At 48.4% G+C, this 17,984-nt stretch carries 20 protein-coding genes; 13 read left to right on the top strand and 7 right to left on the bottom strand.

The genetic code is table 11. The annotated features are described in order from the left end of the window. Positions 1 to 282 precede the first annotated feature (282 nt). The 12 genes from ACZ5ZV_RS01010 to ACZ5ZV_RS00955 all read left to right on the top strand — a co-directional run bounded on the left by ACZ5ZV_RS01010 (position 283) and on the right by ACZ5ZV_RS00955 (position 10,166). Positions 283 to 471 (top strand): Flp1 family type IVb pilin, encoded by a 189-nt coding sequence (locus ACZ5ZV_RS01010; RefSeq protein WP_464119406.1) that lies wholly within the window; start codon positions 283 to 285, stop codon positions 469 to 471. Between the two features lie 46 nt (positions 472 to 517). Beyond that, a complete protein-coding gene (locus ACZ5ZV_RS01005; RefSeq protein WP_262554936.1) occupies positions 518 to 706 on the top strand; it encodes a hypothetical protein in 189 nt (62 codons plus the stop codon). Then, the gene (locus ACZ5ZV_RS01000) at positions 703 to 957 is read left to right on the top strand and encodes a hypothetical protein (RefSeq protein ID WP_464119403.1); all 255 of its coding nucleotides are present in this window, start codon (positions 703 to 705) and stop codon (positions 955 to 957) included. Before ACZ5ZV_RS01005 ends, ACZ5ZV_RS01000 begins: the two co-directional genes overlap by 4 nt. 18 nt (positions 958 to 975) lie before the next feature. After that, on the top strand, positions 976 to 1,614 hold the full coding sequence (locus tag ACZ5ZV_RS00995; RefSeq protein ID WP_464119401.1) for a hypothetical protein: 639 nt from the start codon (positions 976 to 978) through the stop codon (positions 1,612 to 1,614). Continuing rightward, positions 1,608 to 2,111 (top strand): hypothetical protein, encoded by a 504-nt coding sequence (locus ACZ5ZV_RS00990; RefSeq protein ID WP_464119399.1) that lies wholly within the window; start codon positions 1,608 to 1,610, stop codon positions 2,109 to 2,111. Before ACZ5ZV_RS00995 ends, ACZ5ZV_RS00990 begins: the two co-directional genes overlap by 7 nt. A gap of 15 nt (positions 2,112 to 2,126) precedes the next feature. Further along, positions 2,127 to 3,035 carry a Flp pilus assembly protein CpaB gene (gene cpaB, locus ACZ5ZV_RS00985; RefSeq protein WP_464119397.1) on the top strand — a complete coding sequence of 303 codons (909 nt, stop codon included), beginning with the start codon at positions 2,127 to 2,129 and terminating at the stop codon, positions 3,033 to 3,035. 32 nt (positions 3,036 to 3,067) lie between these two features. Continuing rightward, on the top strand, positions 3,068 to 4,600 hold the full coding sequence (locus tag ACZ5ZV_RS00980; protein ID WP_464119395.1) for a BON domain-containing protein: 1,533 nt from the start codon (positions 3,068 to 3,070) through the stop codon (positions 4,598 to 4,600). A gap of 53 nt (positions 4,601 to 4,653) precedes the next feature. Next, positions 4,654 to 6,879, top strand: a complete 2,226-nt coding sequence (locus tag ACZ5ZV_RS00975; protein WP_464119393.1) for an ATPase, T2SS/T4P/T4SS family — start codon at positions 4,654 to 4,656, stop codon at positions 6,877 to 6,879. Between the two features lie 3 nt (positions 6,880 to 6,882). Then, a complete protein-coding gene (locus tag ACZ5ZV_RS00970) occupies positions 6,883 to 7,758 on the top strand; it encodes a type II secretion system F family protein (RefSeq protein WP_347357852.1) in 876 nt (291 codons plus the stop codon). A gap of 30 nt (positions 7,759 to 7,788) precedes the next feature. Further along, a complete protein-coding gene (locus tag ACZ5ZV_RS00965) occupies positions 7,789 to 9,441 on the top strand; it encodes a DUF6531 domain-containing protein (protein ID WP_464119391.1) in 1,653 nt (550 codons plus the stop codon). Positions 9,442 to 9,456: 15 nt separating this feature from the next. Beyond that, entirely contained in the window at positions 9,457 to 9,783 is a 327-nt protein-coding gene (locus ACZ5ZV_RS00960) for a hit locus (protein WP_347357854.1), read from the top strand. A gap of 191 nt (positions 9,784 to 9,974) precedes the next feature. Next, entirely contained in the window at positions 9,975 to 10,166 is a 192-nt protein-coding gene (locus ACZ5ZV_RS00955) for a hypothetical protein (protein ID WP_347357855.1), read from the top strand. A gap of 82 nt (positions 10,167 to 10,248) precedes the next feature. Here the strand turns inward: ACZ5ZV_RS00955 and ACZ5ZV_RS00950 are convergent, their stop codons facing one another. The 3 genes from ACZ5ZV_RS00950 to ACZ5ZV_RS00940 are packed head-to-tail and all read right to left on the bottom strand — an operon-like array spanning position 10,249 to position 12,112. Continuing rightward, positions 10,249 to 10,509, bottom strand: a complete 261-nt coding sequence (locus ACZ5ZV_RS00950) for a hypothetical protein (RefSeq protein WP_347357856.1) — start codon at positions 10,507 to 10,509, stop codon at positions 10,249 to 10,251. Then, positions 10,496 to 10,888 (bottom strand): response regulator, encoded by a 393-nt coding sequence (locus ACZ5ZV_RS00945; protein ID WP_347357857.1) that lies wholly within the window; start codon positions 10,886 to 10,888, stop codon positions 10,496 to 10,498. Before ACZ5ZV_RS00945 ends, ACZ5ZV_RS00950 begins: the two co-directional genes overlap by 14 nt. A gap of 42 nt (positions 10,889 to 10,930) precedes the next feature. Then, positions 10,931 to 12,112 (bottom strand): hypothetical protein, encoded by a 1,182-nt coding sequence (locus ACZ5ZV_RS00940; RefSeq protein WP_464119389.1) that lies wholly within the window; start codon positions 12,110 to 12,112, stop codon positions 10,931 to 10,933. Between the two features lie 77 nt (positions 12,113 to 12,189). On the opposite strand from ACZ5ZV_RS00940, the gene ACZ5ZV_RS00935 reads away from it, so the two are divergent. Continuing rightward, positions 12,190 to 13,788 (top strand): hypothetical protein, encoded by a 1,599-nt coding sequence (locus ACZ5ZV_RS00935; protein ID WP_464119387.1) that lies wholly within the window; start codon positions 12,190 to 12,192, stop codon positions 13,786 to 13,788. Between the two features lie 79 nt (positions 13,789 to 13,867). Here the strand turns inward: ACZ5ZV_RS00935 and groL are convergent, their stop codons facing one another. The 4 genes from groL to ACZ5ZV_RS00915 form a co-directional block, all read right to left on the bottom strand. After that, a complete protein-coding gene (gene groL, locus ACZ5ZV_RS00930) occupies positions 13,868 to 15,508 on the bottom strand; it encodes a chaperonin GroEL (protein WP_464119386.1) in 1,641 nt (546 codons plus the stop codon). A gap of 61 nt (positions 15,509 to 15,569) precedes the next feature. Further along, positions 15,570 to 15,857 carry a co-chaperone GroES gene (gene groES / locus ACZ5ZV_RS00925; RefSeq protein ID WP_316963679.1) on the bottom strand — a complete coding sequence of 96 codons (288 nt, stop codon included), beginning with the start codon at positions 15,855 to 15,857 and terminating at the stop codon, positions 15,570 to 15,572. Positions 15,858 to 16,016: 159 nt separating this feature from the next. Next, complete coding sequence (locus ACZ5ZV_RS00920; RefSeq protein ID WP_464119384.1) at positions 16,017 to 16,526, bottom strand: hypothetical protein; 510 nt, start codon at positions 16,524 to 16,526, stop codon at positions 16,017 to 16,019. Positions 16,527 to 16,716: 190 nt separating this feature from the next. Next, positions 16,717 to 17,826 carry a hypothetical protein gene (locus ACZ5ZV_RS00915; RefSeq protein WP_464119382.1) on the bottom strand — a complete coding sequence of 370 codons (1,110 nt, stop codon included), beginning with the start codon at positions 17,824 to 17,826 and terminating at the stop codon, positions 16,717 to 16,719. Positions 17,827 to 17,984 lie beyond the last annotated feature (158 nt).

Raw genomic sequence — 17,984 nt, 5'->3', positions numbered from 1 at the left:
CCTTCGTCAATACAGGACCCCAACAAAGGTTCAGATTTCTGACCTAGGTCGTGCGGCGGCCAAGCCTCGCGAAAGCCCCACGCACAAAGAAAACCCGGACCTTCGACCAAGTGTCGTTCAATTTCAAGCTTCCGATTCCGTCTAAGTTTTCGACAGGAGTGGGGCTTAAGTCTTTCAGAGAGCAGAATCTCATTCTGAGGCAAAGACAAAATAAGCTTCTGTAATCTGTCCTCTAAAGAGAATCCCAAAATTATCCGATATTCTGACTAAGGAGGAATATCCATGAAAAAGTTTAAGAACTTTTCTAAGAAGCTATTGAAAAATGAGGCCGGCCAAGGTGCGACGGAATACATCCTTTTGTTGGTGGTTGTTGTAGCCCTTGTTGTGCTCTTTAAAGACAAAATTAAGACCACAATGGACGGCAAGCTTGGAGAACTCTCCGAAAAGATTTCCGGCTTCCAAGGGGAATAAGTTCGCCTGAACTCTCTGCTTTTTAGCTGGGAAAAAGGGGGACCCAATGACTATTGAATACGTGCTTTTAATATTTGCCACCTTCTTCTTTATCCTGAAGGGGTTCATGACTGTTCCGGCAAAGGCCTTTAAAGAATCAGGGCCTCGGTTGGGAGCACGCGTGGAACAACAGCTCATGACAGGAGCGGGATTTAAGCCTCAGGGTGGCAATCACATTGGTTGGGTGGGTGAATGATGAAAAAGACTCTTGGTAACAACAAGGGCCAATTTCTTATCGAATCCGTCCTGCTGATGACTTTCATGGTGGGAGCGCTGGTGTGGGCCACTGGTCAACTGCGAGAGAATAAGTATCTTGCAAAGATGATCTCCGGCCCATGGCAGAAGGTTTCCGGCATGATCGAAGCTGGCGTATGGGATACGCCAGACAAGGCTAAAAGCAAACATCCCAACCAATTGAATCGTTCTTTGACTGTCGAGCCAGAGTAAAGATTCAAAGAGGAAAGAATGGGCGAAACCAAGCGCTTTGCAAAAACCTTACGAAATGAACGCGGGATGATTTCCGCTGAATTCATTTTCGCCATCGTGATTTCGGTGGGGCTTTGCATTGTCTTTTTCGCACTGAACTTCACTCTATCCATGGCTGAAGTGGCGCAGTATATCGCCTTTTCCGCCTCACGAGCCCATGCTGCGGCTCACGTCGATCAAACCAAACAGGAACAAATGGGCAAAGAAAAATACCTGGCCCTGATCAACAATCCCGTCCTGAAGCCTCTTTTCAATAAGGCTGACGGTGGTTGGTTCCAACTCTCTCCACAACTTGAAATTCGCGGCGGTGGCGCCGGGGATAACTTTGCCGATGAATACAAGGGCGAAGAAGGCCGCGTGCCGCAAGTGGGAGTCCGCTTTGATTTCAAACCAAAACTGCTAAGTCTGAAGATCGCTTTCCTGGGATCCACCAGCGAGGACGATTCGGGCTTTTCCGCCAAAATCACCGGGTTCCTGATCCGCGAACCCACCCGGCAGGAATGCTGGGAAGGTCAGATTAAAAAGCGCTATTCCGCTCTTCTTGATCTGGATCCAAGATATAAGGAACTTGGCGGCAATACGGGTGATTACATCCCGATGGAGGATAACGGATGCTGAAGAAGCAAAAGCGTAAATCCTCTTTAAAGAATGAAGAAGGGATGGCTGTTCTGGAGCTCATCCCTATTATCATTGTTATCGTGCTGCTGGTGAACTTCTCGCTGGGGTTCTTCGGGGCCATTCATACGGGAATTTTGAATTCCATCGCATCCCGAAACTATGCTTTTGAAACTTTCCGCAACCGATCGAATCTGAATTATCTCAGCGCGATCAGTTCGGACCCAAACACACTGAAGTACACCTATAACAAAATAGGCATGCGTGTTCACGGGACCTTGTCGGAAAACGCCAAAGGACAGGACTGGATTGCCAGCGCCCGTCTGATTGACTTCTTCACGTTCCAAAAACGAGCGGCCGAAGTCACTGGCAACACCAAGGCTGAGCACGAAAAGGTTCGCAATCTTCCGGGAGGAAGAAACGAGGGTGTCGCAGTGAACCCTATTTGGGTGAAAACAACTTACGGAATCTGCCTTAACGCCGGATGCACGGGCACATAAGAGAAGTGGGACTTTATGGGATCAAACGAAACTAGAAATTTATGGCTTTCGATCGCAGCAGGGGTTTTCGCCACCTTCCTTCTCTATAGTTACTCTCAAGAGAAGAAAGCCGAATACGACAAGCGCTTTGGTTCCACCAAACGTGTGGTTGTGGCGAAGGAAGATATCGCCGAAATGCAAACCGTCTATGACACCATGGTCGAAACCAAAGAGCTTCCGGCCGACTTCATTCAGCCCGATGCTATCACCGTGCCTGATGAAATTATCGGAAACGTGGCCGCAGTGCCTATTCGTAAAGGTCAGATGATCGTCAAGAACAACCTTCTGACCCCGGGACCGGACACAGGGATTTCTCTGCAAGTTGCGCCAAGCAAACGTGCCGTGACTATTCCGGTGGATGAAGTCCGTGGTGTGGCTAAGCTGATTCGCCCAGGTGATCGAATTGACATCTATGCGGCCGTTGATTCCGGTAAAGGGGTCAATCAGCGCCGTGAAGTATTCACAATGATGAATGACGTCGTTGTTCTGGCAACAGGTGTCAGTGTTGTGAATAACATTCCACGCATGTTTGAGCTGGATTCCACCGGGAAGAACCTGACTCAGATCGCACTGACTGGGGACACCAAGTACACCACCATCACGGTCGAAGCAACACCCAAGGAAGCCCAGGATCTGTTCTATATTCTTTCGACTGCACCAGGGAATCTGTTCATGGCTTTGAGAAATCCAAGCGACAGAACAATTCCGCCTCGTATGCCAAGCTCCACTTCGGACAGCGTACTGGGCAAACCGGTTGTATCCATGGATGCGCCAGCCGCGCCTGCCATTGTGATGCCACCACGACCCATGCCACCAGTTCAACAACAGCGAGTTGCGCCTCCACCAGCACAAAGACCACGCGCCAACGGATTTCAAACTTTGTAATGGGTCTGATTTAGGGGAAGTAAGGGGGATTTATGAGACGTAAAAATCTGATTGCAGGAGGACTGCTAAGTTTATTCCTGCTCAGTGGAACCATCGCCTGGGCCCAGGAAGAACTGGAAGCCGCGCCCACTTCATCCACTTCGGGTGAAGAGGGAATCTATCGTTCTCGTAAGTTCATCAATCTGACCCTGGGTATCGAGCAGGATGAGAAGCTTCCCCCGCTTCCTGACAGTATCGAATTCAAGGGTGACTTCCGCCGAATTGTGACCGCCTCTTACGCCAAAGACCTCAATATCATGCGCTTCACACCAAAAAGTGAAGGCTTTGCCACTTTGACCATTCACGACAAACGCAATGGCAAGATCGTGGCCGAGTTCCGCATCGACGTCAAAAAAAGCAAGCTCGACAAAGTGGTCCGCGAAATGCGCGCCCTGCTGGGTGATATCGAAGGTATCAATATCAAAATCGTCAACAACCGCGTGGTGGTCGATGGTCAGATTCTTTTGCCAAAAGATCTGGCGCGTATCTATAACGTCGTCCAGCAGTTCGGGGATCAGGCCTCTTCTTTGGTGACCCTGAGCCCTCTGGCACAAAAGAAAATTGCGGAATTCATTGCCCGCGACATCAACAATCCTGAAATTGAGGTCCGCGCAGTGAATGAAAAAATCATTCTGCAGGGCTGGGCCAATTCGGATGAAGAATCCAAACGCGCCGAAATCATCGCCAAAACCTATCTGCCTGACATCGTGATCGAAGCTGCAGAAGAAAAAGGTGTGATCAAAAAACGTAAGCCCGCCAACGATGGTGTGATCAATCTGATCCAGATCAAAGCGGCCCCTGCGGCAGCCCCTGCCAAGATGATCCAGCTGGTGGTTCACTACGTGGAGCTGAACAAAGACTATTCCAAGGCCTTCAAGTTCCAGTTCACTCCGGAATTGGGGGATAACTCCACGATGACATTCCAGACCGGCGGAGATTCTCCAGGTGGTGTGATCAGCTCCATCACTGGAACGGTTTCCAATCTTTTGCCTAAACTGAACTGGGCCAAACAACACGGTCATGCCCGCGTCCTGGAAAGCACCAGTCTGATTGTGGAAGACGGCAAAAAAGGTGAAATCAAACAAGTCACCAATCAGCCGTATCCAGTGATTGGCAAAGACGGCACTCAAGGAACGGCCTTTGCCGAAGTTGGTATTGTGACTTCGATCACACCACGACTGCTGGGCGAAAAATCCGGAAGTGTTGCGATGGAGATGGCCTTCAAAGTGTCCAGCCTTTTGGGGAACACACCCAGCGGTGCTCCCATCACCAGCGCCAACGAAATGACGTCCTCGGTGACGGTGCGTGACCGCCAAAGTGCTGCCGTGGGGGGATTGATTCGTAACTCGACCTCGACCGGGTACAATCGTCCAGCGGGGCAAAAGAATCCGATCATCAGTTTGTATGCATCCAAAGATTTCGTGAAACAACAAAGCCAGTTCGTGGTCTTTGTCACACCGATAGTGAAAACTTCTGCGAGTGCTGGTGCCGAGCAAATTAAGAAGAAGTTCCGTTTACGCGATTAAGGTCTCGTAAACGGACCTCCCGTTTCAGCCGATAGGAAAGCTGGAGGTCTGTTTTGGCTATCAATCCTAATTGTAATCTCATCGCAGTGGTGGGCGGCAAAGGCGGCGTCGGTAAATCCGTATTCGCAGCCAATTTCGCCTGCACCATCATGAACGAACTCCGCAGTCAGGTTCTTTTGATTGATGCTGATGCCAAGAGCGTCGGCGATCAAAACGTTATCATGGGTCTGAAACCACAAAAGACCCTGAAAGAACTGGCTAACTTCCAAGGCTCTTTAAATTCTCAGCCGATGAACACTCTTGTGACCATGCACCAATCTGGCTTGGCTTACCTGGGCGCGGTTCGTGGACCGGAAGAAAGTTTGAATATCTCTCCTGACTTGTTGGGAAAACTGCTGGATTTCTTCGGCCGTGCCTTTAAGTATGTCGTGGTCGATGTCGGCACGGATTTGGGACCGGCACAAATGGCTGTTCTTCAGGAAGCCACAGCCATTATGATCGTTACCACACCGGAAGTTTTAGTCGTCACACAAACACAGCGTTTGGTGAACGAGCTTTTGTCAGCCACTTTCCCGAAAGACATGTTCCAGTTGGTGATCAACAAAGCTTCTCCGACGGGTCTTTCCCCCCAGACAATCTCCAACCAGTTGCAGCTGCCTTTCCTGGGGATCATTCCTCAGGATGAAGCCACTTCCATGATGTCCCTGCAGAAATATACACCGTTTGTGATCTCTTCTCCAAAAGCTCCGATCACAGCGGCCTACTATGATGTTGCCAGAAAATTGACTGGCGGCGTTTTGCAGCGACTTAAGACAACAGCTCGTCCGAAACCCACTCCACCACCAGCCGCAGCCTCTGCGGATGGTGGGTCGTCTGTTTCCACTCAAGGAATGGATTCCCGGACTCTTTTAAAGATTCGCATCCATAACGAGCTGATCCGCACCGTGGATCTGAAAAAGCTTCTGGTCGATGGCAAGCAGGATGAAAACAAAGAAAAAGAAGTTCGAGAAAAAACCAAACGTGAAATCACCCTGATCGTGGATCGTGAAGCTCCGGATTCTCCGCGTGAAGAACGCTCCAAACTGATCAAAGAGGTTTTGGAAGAAGCTCTGGGCCTAGGGCCACTGGAAGATCTTCTGGCTGATCCCGATGTCACCGAGATCATGGTGAACGGAAACAAAAGGGTCTTCGTCGAGAAAAGCGGTAAGGTTCAGCTCAGTCCTGTGACCTTCACCTCTAACGATCACTTGCGCCGAATTATCGAACGTATCGTGACGCCGCTGGGTCGTCAGATCAATGACTCCACTCCTTATGTGGATGCGCGTTTGAAAGACGGTTCGCGTGTGAACGCCGTGATCGAGCCTTTGGCAATCGACGGTCCTGCACTGACTATTCGTAAATTTAAAAAAGGTGGTATCACCGCTGAAAAATATATCGGCTACGGCAGTATCACCAAGAACATGATCGACTTCTTGCGCATCTGCGTGGAAAACGGTCTGAATGTGGTGATCTCGGGTGGTACCGGTTCAGGTAAAACATCTTTGCTGAATATGCTGTCTTCATTCATCCCGTCCAACGAACGTGTGATCACGGTCGAGGACGCGGCCGAGTTGCAACTGCAACAGGAGCACGTGGTGCGTCTGGAGACACGCCCGGCTTCCATGGAAGGCTCTAATGCCATTCACATCCGCGACCTGATCAAGAATGCTCTGCGTATGCGTCCTGACCGTATCATCGTCGGTGAGTGCCGTGACGGCGCCGCTTTGGACATGTTGCAAGCCATGAACACAGGTCACGATGGTTCCATGACTACGACTCACGCCAATTCTCCGCGCGAGTGCGTCGCCCGTCTGGAAACACTTTGTATGATGTCCGGCATGGATCTTCCCATGCGCGCCATTCGCGAGCAGATCGCAGGCGCAGTAAACCTGATTGTGCAGATCTCCCGTCTTTCTGATGGCAGTCGTAAGATTCTGAGTATCACCGAAGTTGCCGGCATGCAGGGTGACGTTGTCACTTTGGCAGAAATCTTCCGCTTTAAGGAAACCGGATACGACAAGAACAGAAGAATCCAAGGCGTGTTCCAGGCTACGGGGACGATCCCAAGCTTTATCCAAAAGCTGAGTGACAAAGGTGTCGTGATTCCTCGCGAGATCTTTGCCAATGATCCGAATGCTGGCAACCCGGCTGTGGGAGCCCCGACACAAAACAAACCACCAATTCCGGCGGCAATGGCACCGAAAATGCCCGGCATTCCTCCGGTGAAAAAGTCAGGATAGATTATGAGCTTCCTGTTTAACGAATGGATCATGATTCCGTTGTTTGGCCTCTGCGTTTTCGTCATTGTCATCGCTTGGGCGGACAAGGCCATCACGTGGTTGCACAAACGCAGTCTTGGACAACGAGACGAAGTCATGCGTCTGATTCGTATTATGGGAATGGAAGTTGAGGAAAAGAAAGTCACCATTCTGATTTTGATGATGAGCTTTGGCTTGGGTGCCTTGGCATTTCTGATTTTCTGGCCCAATGTTTTAATGGGCTTTGTTTTCGGCGCTTCCATTACCGTTGCAGGCTGGCAGTTGCCTTTGCTTTTAGTCCGCATGATTTATGAAAAACGTTGTGCCCGCTTTGTGGATCAGATGGTGGATGGCCTGACTATCATGGCCAATGGAATCAAAGCCGGTTCCAATCCTCAAGAGTCCATGAAACGCGTTGTGGAGATTATGGGAAACCCCATGAGCCAGGAATTCGCTCAAGTCCTGTACCAGATGCAAGTTGGTGACAGCTTTGAAAGCGCACTGAACGACCTGGGCAATCGCATTCCACGCCCTGACGTACAAATGTTCGTGACCTCTATCAACATTCTGAAAGAGACCGGTGGTAATCTGGCGGAAACTTTCCAGACCATCGTACTGGTTGTGCGTGAGCGACAAAAGGTCGAGAAAAAAATTCAAGCTCTGACTGCTCAAGGTCTTATGCAGGGAATTATCGTCACGCTGATTCCATTTATCTTAATGGTCGTTTTTTCCATCATCGATCCCACCTTCATCAAACCCATGTTTAGCACAACCTTAGGTCTAGTGTTGCTCGTGGCAATGCTGGGTCTGCAAATTATCGGTGGCGTGCTCATTAAAAAGCTTGTTACCATTAAAGTGTAGTTTGTCAGTTTCAAGGAAGAGGTATCGATAATGAAGAAAGTACTCTTGGCGTTCGCCTTTCTTTTTTCTGCACAGGCGTACGCGCTTGTTGACATGAAAAATGCCAACTACTCCAACACCTGGATTGATATGGATGTTCCAGGCAGCGGGTATGATCTAAAAATCGTTCGCACTTATAACAGCCGTTCTCTTTTCAATGGTATGTTCGGCTTTGGCTGGTGCTCGGATTTTGAAACAGCGATGGAAGTGACTGCCGAAGGCAACATCAAAGTCAAAGAATGTGGCGGCGGCTTGGAAGTTACTTTCTCTGCGCGTGAAATCACACGTAAAGAAGTCGATGGCACCATCAATCAGATCATCAACAAGATGAAAGCAGAAAAAAAGGTCGGACTGACCGAAGCCGCTATCACAAACCTGAAAGCTCAGCTTCTGGAAGACGACAGTCTTCGTTCTGAATATGCAAACCACTACAAAATCACAGTACCCGTTAAAGAAGGCACCAAGTTCTTTGCCAACGGACGTGAAGTTGAACACTTCATCTTCAATAAGACCTACTACACTCGCAATCTTCCCGATGGCAGCGCCCAGCGCTTTAGCCCCCAGGGCAAGCTGACGCACATCTATGACAAGAACAACAACTTCCTGAAGTTTGACTATGACAAAGACACCATTGCCACCATTCAGGACAACAATGGCCGTCGTCTGAATTTCAAATACTTCCAAAATAAAAAAGTAAAATCCATCACGGGTCCCAACGGTCTGATGGCTGAATACAAGTTCGCAAATCTGGATGACCTGGCTTCCGTAAAGAATGCTTGGTTGAAGACGTACACTTATGAGTACGATGAACTTCACAATCTGACGAAGGCTTCATGGCCGGACAAAACATTTGTGGCTATCAAGTATGATAAAAAGAATGACTGGGTTGTGGCTTTTGCAGATCGCGATAAGTGTATTGAGGCCTATAGCTACGAATTTTCTCAAAATGATCCAAAAAATCACTATTGGTCCACGGTAAAAAAGACCTGTGGCAAAGAAGTGGTTGCGGATAACAAGTACGAGTTCTGGCACCAACAACGCCCTGACGGTCAGTACTTCCTGCAACGTGTGATGACTACGGTGAGCGGTAATGTCACTGATATCACTTATCACGAGGTCTTCGGCAAACCGGTTTCCATTCGTCGTAATGCCGACCGTATCTCTTATGAATACTATTCAGACGGATTGGTTAAGGTAAAGGCCGCTCCGAATGTTAAAATGGCATTTGAGTACGATCCTAAGTTCAAAAAAGTCAGTTCTGTGACCAGTACGTATTTTAATGAGAAAGGCGCCAAAGCTGCGGTTAAGGCAACTCAGTTCAAATACGATGGCAAAGGGAATCTGAACTATGCCCAGAACACTGATGGGCAGAAGATCAACATGACCTACGATGCCCGTGGCCGTATTGCAACTATTACAGATCAGGCTAAAAAGGTCGTTAAAATCGAGTACGAGGAACGTTACGGAAAACCTGCTGTAGTTACTCGTCCCGGTTTGGGAACTATTGTGGTAAGCTATAAACAGAACGGTGAAATCAACAAAGTTGATAGTAAAGAGGGACCGTCTGTGGCAATGCAAGTTGCAAGTACCTTTAATAACCTCTGGGACATTATTGCCCCCGCAACAGCGGAACTGTATCTCTAAGGAGAAGGTGATTATATGAAAAGACTTTTGGTTCTTTCCATTATGCTGGCTCTGGGCTTCTCCTTTGTAGGCGCAACTTCATTTGCTCAGGAAGATGACTCTAAACGCACGGTGAATCCGGGCGACGATCCAAATGAGGCTCGTTCTTCCGAAGCGACAGAAAGCAGTGTTTCCGCCACAGGCATCTGCCGTGAATGTATCGCCCGCCGCTTCGGCGCAGGTGCTGGCTATGGCAGCCGCCCTATGGACAACACCAACAGCAGAGTCAGCCCCTTCTCTGAAGGCAAAGCTGGCTCATCTGGCGCCACCGGCACTGAATCCGGCGTTAAAGGGACCCGCTAATTTCTGTCTAGATTCTTAACACTCGCCTTACACAAAAGGGCTTTGGTCATCCAAAGCCCTTTATTTTTGCCCTAAAACCCACCTATTTGTCTCACCCTGATACAAAACCCCTGGCACACGCGATGCAATAGCCTTCATTGAGCTGTTAATTAAGTATTTATAGCGAGAGCTATGAGTTCAAAGGAGTATTTATGAAGAAAATCGTGAAAGCTACAATCGCAGTTTCTTTGATGGTCTTTGCATCCACGGCAATGGCAAATCCAAAGTGCTCTCACAGAGTTGCTTCTGCTACGAATGACCTTTTCAAAAACACCAATCCAGTTCGTGTAGCAAAAGCTGATACGAAATCTGGTAAAGAGACGACAGTCCGCGGTACTCGCTAAGACTGTTGAATTGAATATGCCCCCTAGGGAGAGTGACTTCCCCCCCCTTACGGTCGCTCTCCCTTCCCCTTTTTCAAGAAGACTAGCGGATTGCTTTTTCGTGAGCGCCTTCTTGGAAGCCATCGACTGTGCTGGCAACGCCATCACTCAGCCCACGCCCCAAATTACGCAAAGCCATCGCGCCACCAGCAGCAGCACTTTGAATGTATTGAGAAACCGTTGAGCGTTGCAACCAGTGGAAAGTATGTGACTCAACTGATGCGCCACCAACCTTAACCTGCATCAGCACAACCATCAATGATGTGAATGCCAGGCATTTAGTTACAAACTTAAGTTCTTCCATGAGTGGATTCTCCCAGATGCGGTAATACTTTTGAAATCTCTTTTAAAATTTGATCTTTATTGAAGGGCTTCGTCAGATAAGAGTCAAAACCAGCCTCATACGCCTTCTGCACAAGCTCTTCCTGATCAATTGTCGAACAGCCGATGATTTTGATTGAGGGATGCAGCTCTTTCAGAATTTTCGCCGTTTCAATTCCATTGCGAAGTGGCATCACCATATCCAGGAAAACCAGATCGGGCAGGGTGGATTGAACCAATTCAACAGCCTCGTCACCATTGGAGGCCTCGCCCACGCAAATGCCTCCGTCAGAAACGACGATATTTTTTATGAGTTCTCTCAGAAAGGCGGCATCATCAACAACGGCGAAACGTATCTTCATGATGCCAGTATAAGATCTTGGAACGCTTTTGATGAGTGGATTCTAGTGACCCCAACGATAGCCCAGAGAGAGCATATAGAAGGCGTTTGTCACACTGACATTGTTAGGAGTCAAACCTGTACTTGGGTCTGGGATGCCTGCCGCGCCATCAAAGACATTTCGCTCTACGCTGGCGCCCAGATTCCAGATCATCTGACTTTCACGGGTGAACTTCCATTCCCCGCCGATATCCAAGCCAATACGCACACTTTCCTCAGCGGCTCCTGATTGAATGGCTACACCCGTTTCGGACTCGGAATGCTGCAAGCGTGGGAAGAAAGACCCCCCGACTGTCCAGGCATAATCCGCCGAAGTGGGAATGCGACCTTTCAGCCCCAAGCCCAAGCCTTGCGTTTTCAGACGAGCGCGCGAAGTGTTGTCACTTGGAACAGTCATTTTGCTATCGCTCAAAAGAATAGAAAATTCCAGCGAGTTGGCCTTGCGGGAAACACCGAAGAACTTGCGGAAGTTCACACCCAGATCCACCATTTCATATTTTGCTGGAATACGAGATTGGTCCGCTGTCACAGAGTCCACGTCCGCAGCAAAAGAGAATAGAATGCGCCCACTGACACCAATCAAAGGTGTAAACCAAACATTGGCACGAATGCTCAATGCATTGAAGAAGCTCTGATAATCGCGGAAACCATAATTAGACTGGGAGTCGTTATAGGCTACCACTGGCATCACATCCAACTCCAAGCGGTTGTTGCGAATGTCATCAGGGTGAATCTGTTCACGGTAAAATTCATAGATTTTGCCGGCTTTATTGGAAAACAAGCTCTCGGCCTGTTCGCTGATCCCCGGCTCCTGGACTTCAGACGAGTCAGTATCCACGGTCTTTTCCATGGCAGGCTTTGCTGCCACGGCCGGAGCTGGCGCAGTGTTTGCTTTCTGCTCTTCCGCTTTCTTCTGCTCTAAAGCCAGCTTTTCAGCTGCCTTCTTAGCTTCGGCTTCTTTACGAGCTTTTTCTTCCGCTTCCAGCTCACTTGTTTTCAAAGTGCGTACTGCAACACCGTCAGAGTCTGTAACAACTGGTGCTGATTCCGATGCCGGAGTTCTTTTATTGGATTTTCGCACTTCATAGCGTCCCGAAGAAAAACCTTCCAGACCCACTTGGGCGGAAGACTCAAAGGTCAGGGAGAAAAGCGCGATAAAAATCAGAAAAGAAAATGAAGACTTCATAAGAAATCTTTCGGCTCCCGGTCCGAATTACTTGACGTCAAATTGACCTGTTTTCAGAGGCAGTGCAGAATAAAAATATGAAATCATTCTTGCTGAGTTCTCTCTTCGTCGCGTCCTGTTTCATTTCAATCTGCCCGACTGCTGAGGCCCAGACCAATGCCCAGAACACCTACGTCAGCGCAGCCGACCAAGATCTTGCAATCAAATCCATCGTACTTATTCCCACCACTGACAATGTTGGTGGCATTTATGCAAAACCCGCAGAAGAAGAACTGCGCAACCTTCTGAACGATGACAAACAATGGTCGCTGTCCAATTTCCCAAAAGATCTAAAAATCAAATCTGAAACCTTGGATGAAAATCCTTCTGATGTTCAGCAAATTCTGCAAAACACACGCAGCGAAGCCGCACTGACTTCCAAAATTATTCGTGGACCGCGAGGGATCTCCATCACCCTGACGCTGTTTGTGGGACGAGAAGGCCTTCCTCTTTTGCAAGAATCCCTGACTGACTACAAAGGGTTTGAAACAGCCGAAATCCGCAATGAGGTTCGCCGTCTGTTTGAAAATCTAAAATACCGGATGCCATTCCGTGCGACGATTCTTAGCCGCCGTGGTCAGCAAGTAACACTGAATCTGGGCAGCAACTATGGCTTAAAACCTGAAAGCCGCGTGTCCGTCGTTCAGATCATCAAAGTCAACCGTCATCCTAAACTGAACTTCATGGTCAGCACCGAAAAAGAAGTTCTGGGTCGTGTGAAGCTTTTCAAAGTAGAGCCCTATCTTAGTTTTGGTTACATCGAAATGGAAAAAGATCCCGGTGTGATTTCCGTCGGCTCCAAAGTGATGCCTGATGAGTTCGTAAAGTACTCAACACCCATCACTACTCCTTCTGGAAAAGTTCTTCAGGATGTCAGCACTCGCCCGGACAAAGACGTGGCCTTCGGCGAAGACCCACAAGAATGGCTGCCGACAATGCCCCCGCAGTTCGGAAAGATCGAGCTGATGGCGGGCCTTGGCAACTACACGCAAAACACCAGTCTGGTGACGGCGGGGTCCATCAGTGGCAGCAACAATATCACTCCAAATATTCTGGTGCGCGGCGAGCTGTGGCTAAATCCAGAGTGGTACGTCGGTGTTCAGCTGCGCCAATCCGTATTTTCGATCGACAACAACCAAACAGGATCCTCCCCGGGGTCTTTGAATATGTCAGTCGGGCAGTATGGGGTTTCCGCCGGATACAACTTCCTGCTGACCAGCGACTTCTTCGGTCCCAAGCTGCAAGTGGGGGCCGGATACAATACAACGAAGTTCTCTGTCGATAACAGCACCCCGACAACCTTTACGACCATGGACTACAGTGGCTTCCTGGTCAGCCTGGCAGGCCAGTTCCCACTTTCTGAAGAGCTTCCGGTGGATATCGGAGGACGTTTTGATTTCTATATGAATCCGAATGTCAGCGAAAGCAAAGACAGCGGGTCTTCCTCTGACAGCAAGATCAATTCATTCAGCTTCTTTGTCGATTATCGCATGAAAACAAGATTTAAGATTCGTGGGGAATTGATGCTGGAAAACTACAGCACTGATTTCTCAGGAACTGGCCAGCGGGCGGATCCGGCCACCAGCACCAGCCACAAAATGACGACTTTGTTCGGTGGCGTTCAGTATCTTTTCTAAGATCTAATTTCAGAAAATAAAAAAGCCTGGGCTATAAACCCAGGCTTTTTGCGTTTAAGCAGTTTCAGTAGTCAGCAGACTACATCATGCCGCCCATACCGCCCATGCCACCGTGGTCAGGCATTGCCGGAGCCGCGGATTCTTTCTTAGGTGCTTCAGCGATCATAGTCTCTGTAGTCAGCATCAAAGAAGAAACGGAAGCCGCGTTAGTCAAAGCACAACGAACAACTTTAACTGGATCGATAACACCGTCTTTGATCAGGTCAGTGTATTCGTCAGAGTATGCGTTGAAGCCCCAAGTAACGGACTTGTTCTGAAGGATACGATCCAAAACGATCGCGCCATCCAAACCAGCGTTAGCCGCGATTTGACGGATAGGCTCTTCACAAGCACGTTTGATGATAGTCGCGCCGAATTGTTCTTCTTCAGCGAACTTGGATTTGTCGATTTTTGTAGAAGCGCGAAGCAAAGCAGTACCACCACCAGCTACGATACCTTCTTCAACCGCTGCGCGAGTCGCGTTCAAAGCGTCTTCTACGCGGTGTTTTTTCTCTTTCATTTCAACTTCAGAAGGAGCACCAACGTGGATAACAGCTACGCCGCCAGCCAATTTAGCCAAACGCTCTTTCAGTTTTTCTTTGTCGTAGTCAGAAGAAGTCTCTTCGATTTGAGCTTTGATCTGAGCAACACGGCCATTGATGTCGTTCTTTTTACCAGCGCCATCGATGATTGTTGTGTTGTCTTTATCTACAACGATGCGTTTTGCGATACCCAGGTCAGCAACAGTTGCCGCCTCAAGTTTCAAACCAACATCTTCAGAGATCACTTTCGCGCCAGTCAGGATCGCGATGTCTTCAAGCATAGCTTTACGACGGTCACCGAAGCCTGGAGCTTTAACAGCAGCGATATGAAGAGTGCCGCGCAATTTATTAACAACCAAAGTTGCCAATGCTTCGCCTTCAACGTCTTCAGCGATGATCAACAACTGACGACCTTGCTTAGCAACGCCTTCAAGAATACCGATCATGTCTTTCATGGAAGAGATTTTTTTGTCGTAAACAAGAACGTAAGCGTTCTCAAGAACTGCTTCCATTCTTTCTGCGTTAGTTACGAAGTATGGAGACAGGTAACCACGGTCGAATTGCATACCTTCAACTACAGTCACTTCCGTTTTTGCAGTTTTGGATTCTTCGATAGTGATAACGCCTTCACGGCCTACTTTATCCATAGCATCTGCCAACATCTGACCGATTTCTTTGTCATTGTTTGCAGAAATAGCACCAACTTGAGCTACTTCGTTGGAACCTTTTACTGGTTTGGACATGGATTTCAATTCGTCGATAACGATTGCTACTGCTTTATCGATACCACGCTTGATGGACATTGGGTTGTGACCAGCGGAAACAAGTTTCGCGCCTTCACGGTAGATCGCTTGAGCCAAAACTGTTGCAGTTGTTGTACCGTCACCAGCTTCGTCGTTGGTTTTGGAAGCAACTTCCTTAACCATCTGAGCGCCCATGTTTTCGAATTTGTTTTCAAGTTCGATTTCTTTCGCAACAGTCACACCGTCTTTAGTGATCAGTGGAGAGCCGAAAGATTTATCGATAACAACGTTGCGACCTTTAGGTCCCAAAGTTACTTTTACTGCGTTCGCCAAAGTGTTCACACCTTTAAGGATGTGTGTACGAGCGTCTTCTGAGAATGTAATTACCTTACTCATGATTTTCTCCGTTCAAATCTGATTCACTCCAGCGTTGCTGGAGCAGACATTAAAAATAAAATTAGTTGAATACGCCCAGGATGTCTTCTTCGCGCATCATCAGGTATTCAGCGCCATCCAGCTTCAATTCTGTTCCAGCGTATTTGCCGAAAAGAACTTTATCGCCAACTTTAACTTCCAAAGGCAAAACTTTGCCATCTTCAGTCACGCGACCTTTACCTGTAGCGATGATTTCACCTTTTTGTGGTTTTTCTTTTGCAGTGTCAGGAATGAAAAGACCGCCAGCGGTTTTTTCTTCTTCCGCCATTCTGCGAACTAGAATTCTGTCATGAAGTGGACGAACGCCAATTTCGTTCTTAGCCATACTATGCCTCCGTTTTAAGTAAATCTAACGAAAGATAATATGAATCGCCTCTGAAAAGAGTCAAGGTCGGGTGCTGCAAAAACTTGCTCACATCTCTATGACGCACCCCTTAAAGATTATAATTTTATAAGAATTTCCGCAGACTTATTTAATACCGTCTTTTGACAAGTTATTCGCGCTCACAGGCAGATCTGCCGACTGCGCCCCAAAAACAGAGTTCGCATAGGCCGTCATCAGCTCCGCCACCTCTTCCGGGGACAGCTTGCCAGCCACTTCATTAAAGGCCGTCTTTTTATCCTGAATCTTGGTAAGGTAACCCACGAAGTAGTCCGTCACGGACAGGTCTTTGGCAACTTCCAGATCATAGATTTCTTCACGAAGTTCCCTTTCCAACTTTTCCACGGACATATCCTGAGTCGAAACTGCCTCCAGCCCCGCTTTATGGGCCATGTTAGGATCGGTCCCGTTTGCCAAACTGCGACCCACGGATTTTTTAAGATCGATCTGCGCCTTCAAAGTCATGACCTTGCTTTGCGCGGCCTGAACTCGTTCCGTTTTCCATTCACGATAGCTCTTAACCTCGGCGCCCGCTTTCATGGTGAAAGCCGTAAAGCCCCAAAAGGCGATCAGTGGGAGATATTTAATAAGGCGCATGGGTCCTCCAGCAGACGTCCGATAATTCCAAAGTCCCCTTATTACAAAGGGTGTGCCCGCTGGAAGATGGCTCATTTGCAATATAAGCGATTTGAACCCCGAATTATGGCCCAATTGGGTCACTTTGAGACAAATAAGGCTTTACAGGAAATTGATACAAAAAGACCCCGAAAAAAGGCTCCCCATGGATTTACAGCGCCTTGGAAAACTTAAGAAGGTCTCTTTGCAAGGTCTGCGCTTTTTTATCAACAGACTTAGAGAAGTTCGGATTCGCCATTCTGAAAACCACAACTGCCATGATAAAGCCGGACTTGTCTTTATAACTCTGAGCCAGCTCACGCTTGGCCTTCAGCAGCTCCTCATCTTTCTGCAGGGTCGCGATCAGCTCGTTGGCTTTTGTTTCTTTCAGAAGGTCTTTGGCCGACTTCACACCCTGATCACGCAGCTTCAACTCCTCAAAGAAGGACTTCAGATACTTTGTTTCCTGCTCAGTGACAGCTTTCCCCACCGCTACAGCCGGGCCCTTCGCGCCTTTGATGTAATCCACCACCGCGGCTACGGGTTTAGCACCCTCGCCCCAGTCAAAACTTCCATAACCTTCCGGATACAAAAGCTGGATCAGACCAAAGAATCCAACCAGGGGTTTTTCCTGGGCGCTTTCTTCAAGCTCTTCCCTGTTGAATTCAAACTTTCCCGATTTTAGTTCTGGCAACAGCAAGGCGCTGGTCAGAGCCATTTCAAATCGGAAGCCTTTTTCCAAAAAGGCCGAGGCACTCCATCCCTGGATCTGACGCTTAAGTTCGGCAAGTTTTGTGCGATCATCGTCGCTCATGTTTTCCTTGGAAAGTTTTGCCATTTCCGCCAGCGTTTCCTTGAGCATCTGCATACCGATCTGACCTGCGATCACCGGCATTTCACAATTGCCAAAGTTCCACCAAAGATTCGCCAGCTTCAGACTTTGTTCCCAGGATTTTGCAGCCACGGCATCATGATTTAGCTTTTTCGCTGTCTCTAACAGGCCCGTCATTGGCAGCAATCCCGAGGGGGTTGTCGCATGGAACGCTGAGCAGGTGACAAAGTCCCCTTCATTCGCCAGCGCCAGCAACGCTTGCGCGGGATTTTCAGTGGACAGGGCCTTTTCCATGCGCAGATAAAGATCCTTGTCATGAGTGGCAGGAATTTCAAATTTTGCAGCTCTGGTCAGATGAGAATTAATACCTGCCACAGAGTCCTGAAAAGACGGGGTCGAAGCAATAACTTGGACGGGAAGAATCAAGGCACTGAAAATCCAAAACCTCATGACAACTCCTTTTCAGAGTTTCATGCTATCGACTTCCGTTTTGTTGCTCAAAGTGCAATTTGCAGGAGGTCCAGCTGGCTTGGGTGGCAAAATCGGGGACACAGTGGATGATCAGATTCTGTCAGAGGCAAAAATAAAAAAACCAAGCCTTGAGGACT

This window comes from Bdellovibrio sp. HAGR004 (assembly GCF_055397015.1).
The sequence above is the reverse complement of the archived record's forward strand: the minus strand, read 5'-3'. Positions and strand labels throughout refer to the sequence as shown.